Genomic DNA, 8,758 nt, shown 5'->3' on the forward strand with positions numbered 1-8,758 from the left:
AATTTTGACTATCCTTCCCTTTATCCTGGAAAGGCAAGTAGAAAGGACTATATTATTACTGTAATTAATAAAATTTTGAGACTAAAAAAATTAGAATTTGAAGTTAAAGATTGGGTAGCGGAATATAAAATATCAACACAAAAAACTAGTAGTGATATTAAAATAATTAAAGAATATGCACTAATTACAGAAATTGATAATCCAGGCTCACAAACAAAAAAATATAGAGTTATTGAACCAAGATTAAAATATTTGATAGAAAATAATATTGATAAAATAGGTAACGATGCAAATGATGAGTTGGAATTAGAATTAGAATTAGAACCAATATCGTAAAACAGCACTTAAACACATCACGGAGAACCTTATCACAAATCGTGATAAAGTTACTTCTTGTTGGTATTTTTCATATATAGTGGAATGGTATAAGAGTTACAATAATTAAAAAAGTATTAAACAGAGCGGGTCCTGAAATTTTAATACCTTGAAACTAAATAAAACTAATACATCCAGGGTGAGATTTATGTTTGGAATTCATAAAAAAGTTAAAGGTAATCTTACTATATTTTTTAAGGTTAACTGGACTACAAATGATTTTCGGTTTGAAGATGGAGTATATCTAAGTTCAATTTAAAAGGAGAAAAAAGATTGGGAATACTCTTGCTCAATAAAAATAGCTGAAGAAATTTATGAAAGTAATTATATCTCCATTAATAAAAATGGATTAAAGTTAAAATCTAATGATAAAGGATTATACATAGAGTTTTCAGATCATAAATATAGCTCCGGCAAGCATTATGAAATAAATATTAATATAGAGGGTGTAGAACTTATTTTTACTGCTGTATCTCTTTTAAAAGACGTTACAGAAAAGGAATACCAAGAAATAAAGAAAAGGCTTAAAGATAAACATAAATATAGTACTCCTCCAATTAAAGTCTATTATGGGGGAGGCTGCTCTTCAAAGTAAGCAGCTTACTCACATTCACATTTCATATCCCTTCTTCGAGTATGGAAAGCTCTTTTGGAAAGTTGATAAACCCACCAACATCCAATTGTGTTGTCAATTACACTCCACACATTGTGAAGCGGTTGCGAAGATTGTTCTCGCGTAAATATAAGAGCCCCATTCTTTTAGAGAAAGAGGGATCTTTTTGCACAATACTACTTGCTTCTTTGTAAAATTGGTAAATTTATTTGTACAAGTAACTTATCATAGATTTGGTGAGCCTTATCCTTAGTGGATAGGGTTTTTAATTTGAATTTTAAATTAAACGCTGTTTGATCACTTGGGGTTTTCCCTACATTATTACAAAATTGTATAATATAACAAAGAAGACATTGTAGGTTAATAAGCTCTATAGTAGAAAGGAAAAATCCTTATGAGTAGACTTCAAACCATTGAAAATAGGTTGAGTGAAATAAATGAAACAGTGTTCCAAGAGTTATGTGACAGCTTTTTAATTTTACGAAATTCAAATTATGCATCTTTTGTAAGGGCAGGAAGTCAAACCGGTAAACAGAAAACTATCAAAGGTACGCCAGATTCATTTTTTTTATTACCAGATGGGAAGTATATTTTTATAGAGTATTCAACAAATATATCAGCAGGGGTCAAAAAATTAAAAGAAGACATTGAAAAGTGTCTTGATCAAAAGAAAACTGGTATACCTATAGAAAGTATAAAGGAAATTGTATTGTGTATGAATTTTAATCTAAAAAGTGGTGAAGTAAATCAATTAAATTTTTTATTAAAAGACAAACATATAAAACTAACATTGATTACATTGGATTTACTTGCTATAGAATTACATTTACAACATCGTGATTTAGTCCAGCAGTACTTAGATTTAGTATTTGATACTGGTCAGATAGTTTCCCTGGAGTCATTTATTCAAGAATATAATAAAGCTTCAAATGGTATTGCTACACCGTTAGATAACTCTTTTATGCACAGAGAGGAAGAAAAGAGTGAGTTAAAAAGTGCAATCCATTCTTATGATTTTGTAATACTAAGTGGTGCGGCAGGTGTAGGGAAAACTAAATTGTCCATTGAAACAATAAGAGAATTATTAATAGATCATACAAATTACAAAGCCTACTGTATATCTTATAAAAACTTTGATTTACTAGAGGACTTATATAATTATTTTAATTCGAATAAAGATTATCTATTATTTGTTGATGATGCAAACAGGATAGATGCTTTTAATCAGATACTAGGCTTTTATAAGGTTCCTAGAAAAGGAAAATTAAAAATAGTTATTACTGTTCGAGATTATGCTTTGAGTGAGATAAAAAATTTATGCAGTAACTTATCACAAAAAGTACTAGATATTGAAAAGCTTAAGGATGAGCAAATAGTAGATATTATAAAAGCTGAACCATTTAATATTTTAAATGATAAATATCAAAATGAAATAATAGCAATCGCAGATGGTAATCCTAGATTAGCTATAATGGCCGCATTATTAGCAATTGAAAAACAGGATCTATCTGTAATGCATAATGTCTCAGAGCTTTTTGAACGATACTTTACAACATTTATAAACGATAAAATTAATATAGAAGATAAGTTTACAATACAGTGTTTAGGAATAATCTCGTTTTTTCATACGTTGCCTTATAAAAATAAGGAATCGATTAAATCAGTAACAGATCAATTTAAGATTAATTATTATGAATTAGTAGAGAAAATAGAAAAACTAGAAAAATGGGAATTAGTTGAAATTAGGTATGATTATGTAAAGGTGCCTGAACAAAACATTTCAAATTACTTTTTTTACTTAGCTTTTATCGAAAGGGAGTATTTATCTTTCGAAATCTTATTAGAAAGATTTTATGCAACTAACGCGGAACGATTAAAAGAATGTGTAATTGCTGCAAACAATTCATTCGGATCAGAAAAAGTTATGAAAAAAGTAAGGCCGGCACTTGTTAAATATTTAAATAGTAACGTAAATCCTGAGAAAAACCTGGAATTCTTAAAGGACTTTTGGTTTTATTTGCAAAATGAAGCATTTGAATATTTGTATGAAACAATAATGGCATTGCCGGATGCTGATGTCCAAGAATACAATACCTTCTATGAAAAAAATCAATTTGTTTATAATAAAAACAGTGTAATTGAATTAATAGGAAATTATTTTAACTTCCCAATGGAATTAACAAGTAGTATCGAACTTGCTTTTGAATTTGTAAGAAAACAACCCGAACATTTGCCGGAGCTAATATATAAAATTCGTGAAACCTTTTTATTTGAAATGGAAGATCAACGCTATGGTTTTTATAGACAGTTAACATTGTTCGAGTCATTAATAAATGGAGTAAAGAGTGGAGATGTTTTATATTCTGTAGCTTTTTTTGAACTAGCAAAATCCTTTCTTAAATTTACTTTTGAGGTTGTTAAAGCGGGCAGAGGGGATAAAATTACATTTTATAATTATGAATTACCTTATGTAGAAGAATTGAAAACATTTAGAAAACAAATATGGGAAACTGTGAATAATCATTTCGACTTAGAAAAAGCATTAAGTTTAGATTTATTATTAACTTATTGTGAAGAGTATACGGATAATAAAGAAATTGTTTGTTTTGATAAAGGGTATATTCTAATTTTTATTGAGAGGCATTTAAATCCAGGAGTTTTTGAACATTGTTTATTTGTACAGAAGTATTTAGGGTTCTTAAAACGACATTTAATAACTGATTACTATATAGATACACTTAGAATTAAATACAGAAATGAACTTTATGAGATGTATTTACGAATACATTGGGATAGATTCCGTGACAAAGAAATGTATGAATTTGAAGATTATGATGAGTACGATTATTTAAAGGAACAAGAAATAAGAAAGTCATCCTTGTTGCACTCTAAAGAAGAAGTTTCGAAATTTCTTGAGGATTATATATACCTTCAGGGTTTTATAAAAAATTCTTGGAACCAAAATAAGGTGTTGGATATTATTGTTGATGAAAATTACAATCATAATATTCAAATTGGACAGACATTGCTCGAAGTAATAGTTGACAAAAATAGTAATTTAAATTATGTGCCGTATTTAGTAATAGTAAATCATTTTAATAAATCTGAATTAGTAAAAGAATTTATGGAATTACTAGAAAGCAGACCATTTGCTAATAGATTAAAATGGGTAATTGCCTTTTATGAAAACATAGAACCGTCATATTTGGAAAAGAATCAAGTTAATCGTTTTAATGAATTAATTAAAATTATAGATGAAACAGCATATATTCATTTTGGAAATTTAACACATCTCCAAAGTATTGAAAAAAATTTATATAAAGATCTTCTTGAGACAGTCACTGCTTTAAATAAAGAAAGAACTAATAAGATTCGAATTGAGTGTAGAAACGATTCTCTGCTCTCATATCTGAATTTTAATATTGATATTGAAGTAATAAAGGAAATGTATATTCAACAATTTTTGCTGGATTCCTATTTCGATTATAAGGGAAAAATATTTAAACATATTTTAAGGATAGATCCAAACTACTTACTTGAATTTACAGGCAGTATTTATTCCGAAGAAGATAAGAAATTTAAAAAGCGAAATGGATTAGGATTAATCTGGGATATAGAAAATATAGAGAAATACTTAGAAAGTGTTATTGATTTCACTTTAGAAAAAGAACTCTTCTTTGGTATTACTGAGCATTTTTGTAATGTATTCTTTGATGATATAGATACTCAAAAGATTGGGCGGGCTAGAGAATTTATTTTAGAGTATGTTAAGAAGAACCATCAGAATATTAAAAAGATGAATGTAATTATGGATATAATTCATAATACGAGAAGTGAATGGTTTAGTGATGTATTAACAACTTTTGTGTTTCATAATCAAGACTTGAATGTATTCTCCAAGATTTGGTGGTTGAAAAGGAGAAGAAGTCTTAGTGGGGATCAGTTATTTAGCGACTTAGAGGCTGCTGAATGGAGAAATATATTAGATATAATATCTCAGATGGATCTAGGAATTAAATTAATTCCTATAAAAAAATTCCTAGCAACTACCATTGAACATTTAAGGGAATATGCAGAAGAGGAGAGGAAAGAAAGGTTTTTAAGTAAAAATTAGTGTTTTTATACTGACTTTCTTTTAAGCCAATCAATGTCACTTGATGTTGTCCAAGCGTAGTACTTTAATCACATAAGGCCTTTGCTGATAAACCCACCAACATCCCTATGTGTTGTCAATTACAGTCCACACATGTGGAGTGTGTCTCGCAACTCATTTTAAAAGAAGGCAACTAACCCTTTACTATGGTACCTATAGATAGGACACTTGATAAAAGAGTGTTTTATCTATAGGTATTTTTTATATACTTGAATTTTAAAGATAAGAGGATTAGGGGACGACTATGAGCAAATTAACATTTTCAGATAGAGAAATAAAAATACTCCAAATAAAATCAAAATGTACTGGGAGTAAGTAGTTTAGCTATTACATATTATGAGGGGATTTATCTCACTAATTTTGACTTCAATAAAAGCATTTGAAAGATAAATTCAAGTTTTTACCTTTTTCTGTTTAGATAATATTGGACATTAGGGATTTGCGATAAGGGCTTTTAATAAGACTATCCACAAATGGGCCCCGATTGTGGAACAATTTTTCTAAAAAGGATATAGAAGAGGATTGTTAGTTTGTATATAAAATGAGTAATTATTGCAATATTTCCTAGAGGCGATGCGTTTATTAAACTCCAAATCTCCCTATGTTTTTTAAAAAGATAAGTACTATTTGAATCGTTTTTCGTGACTGTTTTATCTAATATTCGAATACGAAAAAGGAGGTGCCAGATTGGAAACAAAGTTGAACTTAATATCAAAGGCTAAAAAAGGAGATATAAATGCATTTCAGACATTAATACATAGTGAGAAGGAAAAATTGTACAAGATGGCATATGTGTATATGCGGAATGAAGATGATGCATTAGAAGTGTTTCAAGAAACGATTTATAAAGCTTTTGCATCGCTGTCAAAACTAAAAAATGACGAATATTTTTCCACATGGATGACGCGTATTTTGATAAATTCAGCGATTGATCTATTAAGAAAGAAAAAGAGAGTAGTTCCAATCAATAAAGAAGTGTTGGAAAACACTAGTGATACCTCATCTTTTAATTCTGATGTACATATTGATCTTCTTAAAGCAATGGATGAAATTGAGGAAAAATATAAAACGGTCTTACTGTTAAGGTATTATCAAGATTACTCGGTGAAACAGATCGCCTCGATGCTTAAATGTCCAGAGGGAACGGTTAAAACGAATATCCGGCGCGGATTAGACAAACTAAAGGAGAAAATGAAGGGGGTTTACAGTGATGACAGACAAAATTCCATCGTTTAAGGAAGACATTGACATGATTCATGTACCGACTGATAAGCTTAATACGATTATATCGAACTTTTCATTGGACTCTGATTCAAGAAAACAGCAGGTCAAGCGTAAAAGGAATCGTATTTTAATCGCTGCTGCCTGCTTATTGATTGGCATACCGACGACCGCTTTCGGTGCAGTAAAGGCCTATGATATGATTGTCCAAAAACAAAATTATGAAGTGAATATTTCAGTGATAAATAAGATTTTTAAAAATAGAAACAGTTGGTATAAGATGAAAGTCGGTTATTTACCAGAAAATATGGAAGCAAACGATAGCTTGGCTATGAAATATTCCTTTAAAGATAATTATGCAAATGGTGGGTTTTCATTCATTCTATGGAGACTAGGGAAAAATTCTGATTTTCAAACTTTGTATGCAAACGGCTACGAGGTAAAGGAGGTCAATGGCAGGAAAGCAGTGATTGTGAATAAAGATACTGGAAACAAAAATGTTAGGTTTGATAGACAGGTCTTTCTCTTATTCGAGGAAGAGGGAATGATGGTAGAAAGTTATGTTGGAACGGATGTAAGTGATGAACAAATGATCAAAGTCATAGAGGGCATTTCACTTGAATCAACAACAGAGGAAAAGGCAACATACACAGCAGATTATGATGGAGCCCTTTTTAGTAAAGCGAAGGAACCGACAGAATCTCGTGTTATTCCTTTGAAAAAGGACAGCAACCAATTATTTAGCGTAGGTCAAACGGTTCCTGTAACCATAAACAAGGAAGACAAACTTGAATATGTGATAGAAAAAGTTGAAGTCTTTGATTCAATCAAAGATTTTAAACAAGAAAACTTTAATGAATTGGGACTAGAAATACTAAGTGAGAATAAGGCTTTAGATCAGACAAATATACTGTTACCATACAAACGGGATGTGTATAAAGTAGGGAATGGTAAGGATTCTGTTGACGAATTAATAGAATCGCAACTAGTTAATCTGAAATTTGTCTACTTGACAACAACAGTAAAAAATATTGGCAAACAGGAAACAGAAGAAATCTATATGCATCCATCCTTAGAAGTGCTTAAATCTAAAAAGAATGCATGGAGCTATGCTGGAAAAGTTGGAATCGCCGAAGATAGTATTATGACGGGTGAAGTTGATTATCTAGAACCTCACGGAAACGGAAAAGGTTTTTACAATATTGGCAGGATCCAGCCTGGACAAACGCTGAAGGTTAACCTTGGTTATTTTGTAGATGCGGATAAATTGGATTCAATCTTCCTTGATGCTTTCCATTACAGTGGTGCCACTGAAGACATGAATGCTAAAGATCGTTGGTGGATTGATATTCGTCAATAGTAAAAACAAGAAAAATGGAGAAATTTGCTTATTTAGCAGCTTTCTTCATTTTTTATTTTTTAAAAAAATAGATGTTATAGAAATCCTTAAAATACTGCCCATCAAGTAATAAGTTGAAATCTAAATAAAATGATATGTAATTCCAGTATCTTACGATGTTGGATCATAAAAAAATTCCTCCCATATGAAGTACTATATTGTAAGTTAAGCTCACTAATTATATAGAAAGTAGTGGGTGGTAAATTAACCAACAACGTTAACACAAACGGGCTTGACCACCTCTTAATATGATAGTAGTAACTTATTGTAAAGGAGGTGACAAGATGGGATTAACTTGTTCATGTGGGGCTCGTACAAATCCTACTTCATCTGGAGAGATCTCCTTCCTATTTGATGACGGTGAAACAAGAAGTGGAACGCTTACTATAAACGTTGATGTCTGTGAAGATCGACTTGAAATCTCTACCTTTACGGCTACTTTTGTTGATCAAAGCGGTATGGTCCCTAATCGAAGTTTCGTCTTTACTTCTACAGAGGTTACAGGAGTGGATTGTATCTTAGTAAATAATCAATGCAGAGTCGTGATTAATGGTATGGGTCAAATAACGGGAGACCCAACACCGAGAGGATTTTTTGTCGTAATTGCGGATCTCCTTACCATACAGGAATCGTTGGAAGTCTTTAATATCTCTCTATTCTCAACCAATATAAATTCAACCCTAATCCAACCACCTCTAACCTTTTTTGGCTGCCCGACATCTTAACTGCTTGATGGAGGATTGCCCTTTACGGGTAATTCACTTTATGGCTTCTGACGAGACATCGCCATTTTACGAGTCGCCAGACTTGCTTTGTTACGAGCAAAGAAATCCTTCAAAACGTGAAAAGTAGGTTTGGGCGGGGGAAGGTGAATGTTTATTTTTTAACTGAACAAAAGAAAGGCAACTAGCCCATGTACTGCACCCCGAAAGTTAGAGTGAAATCTAATTTTTGGGGTGTTTCTTTATGGCTAAGTAAAGTGAAGGATTTAAGTTAA

General features: G+C 31.0%; 5 protein-coding genes. All 5 read left to right on the top strand.

Features of this window, described 5'->3' with window-relative positions; translation table 11 throughout:
• On the top strand, positions 1-336 hold a 336-nt coding region (locus V7124_RS26000), incomplete at its 5' end, for a hypothetical protein (RefSeq protein WP_335494825.1).
• A gap of 1,046 nt (positions 337-1,382) precedes the next feature.
• The gene (locus V7124_RS26005) at positions 1,383-5,102 is read left to right on the top strand and encodes a hypothetical protein (protein WP_335494828.1); all 3,720 of its coding nucleotides are present in this window, start codon (positions 1,383-1,385) and stop codon (positions 5,100-5,102) included.
• 726 nt (positions 5,103-5,828) lie between these two features.
• On the top strand, positions 5,829-6,377 hold the full coding sequence (locus V7124_RS26010) for a sigma-70 family RNA polymerase sigma factor (RefSeq protein ID WP_335494831.1): 549 nt from the start codon (positions 5,829-5,831) through the stop codon (positions 6,375-6,377).
• Positions 6,352-7,722: an anti-sigma factor gene (locus tag V7124_RS26015; protein WP_335494834.1), complete on the top strand. Its 1,371-nt coding sequence runs from the start codon at positions 6,352-6,354 to the stop codon at positions 7,720-7,722. The genes V7124_RS26010 and V7124_RS26015 overlap by 26 nt, the downstream gene beginning before the upstream one ends.
• Positions 7,723-8,045: 323 nt before the next feature.
• Positions 8,046-8,486, top strand: coding sequence for a hypothetical protein (locus V7124_RS26020; protein ID WP_335494838.1), 441 nt, complete (start codon positions 8,046-8,048; stop codon positions 8,484-8,486).
• Positions 8,487-8,758: the final 272 nt, after the last annotated feature.

It is taken from the genome of Neobacillus niacini (assembly GCF_036961885.1).
GTDB classification, from domain to species: Bacteria; Bacillota; Bacilli; order Bacillales; family Cytobacillaceae; genus Neobacillus; species Neobacillus niacini_H.

What these genes read in the sequence shown, in the direction of transcription:
- V7124_RS26005 (WP_335494828.1), top strand. Translation starts at nt 1,383, where the DNA reads ATGAGTAGACTTCAAACCATTGAAAATAGGTTGAGTGAAATAAATGAA.
- V7124_RS26015 (WP_335494834.1), top strand. Translation starts at nt 6,352, where the DNA reads ATGACAGACAAAATTCCATCGTTTAAGGAAGACATTGACATGATTCAT.
- V7124_RS26020 (WP_335494838.1), top strand. Translation starts at nt 8,046, where the DNA reads ATGGGATTAACTTGTTCATGTGGGGCTCGTACAAATCCTACTTCATCT.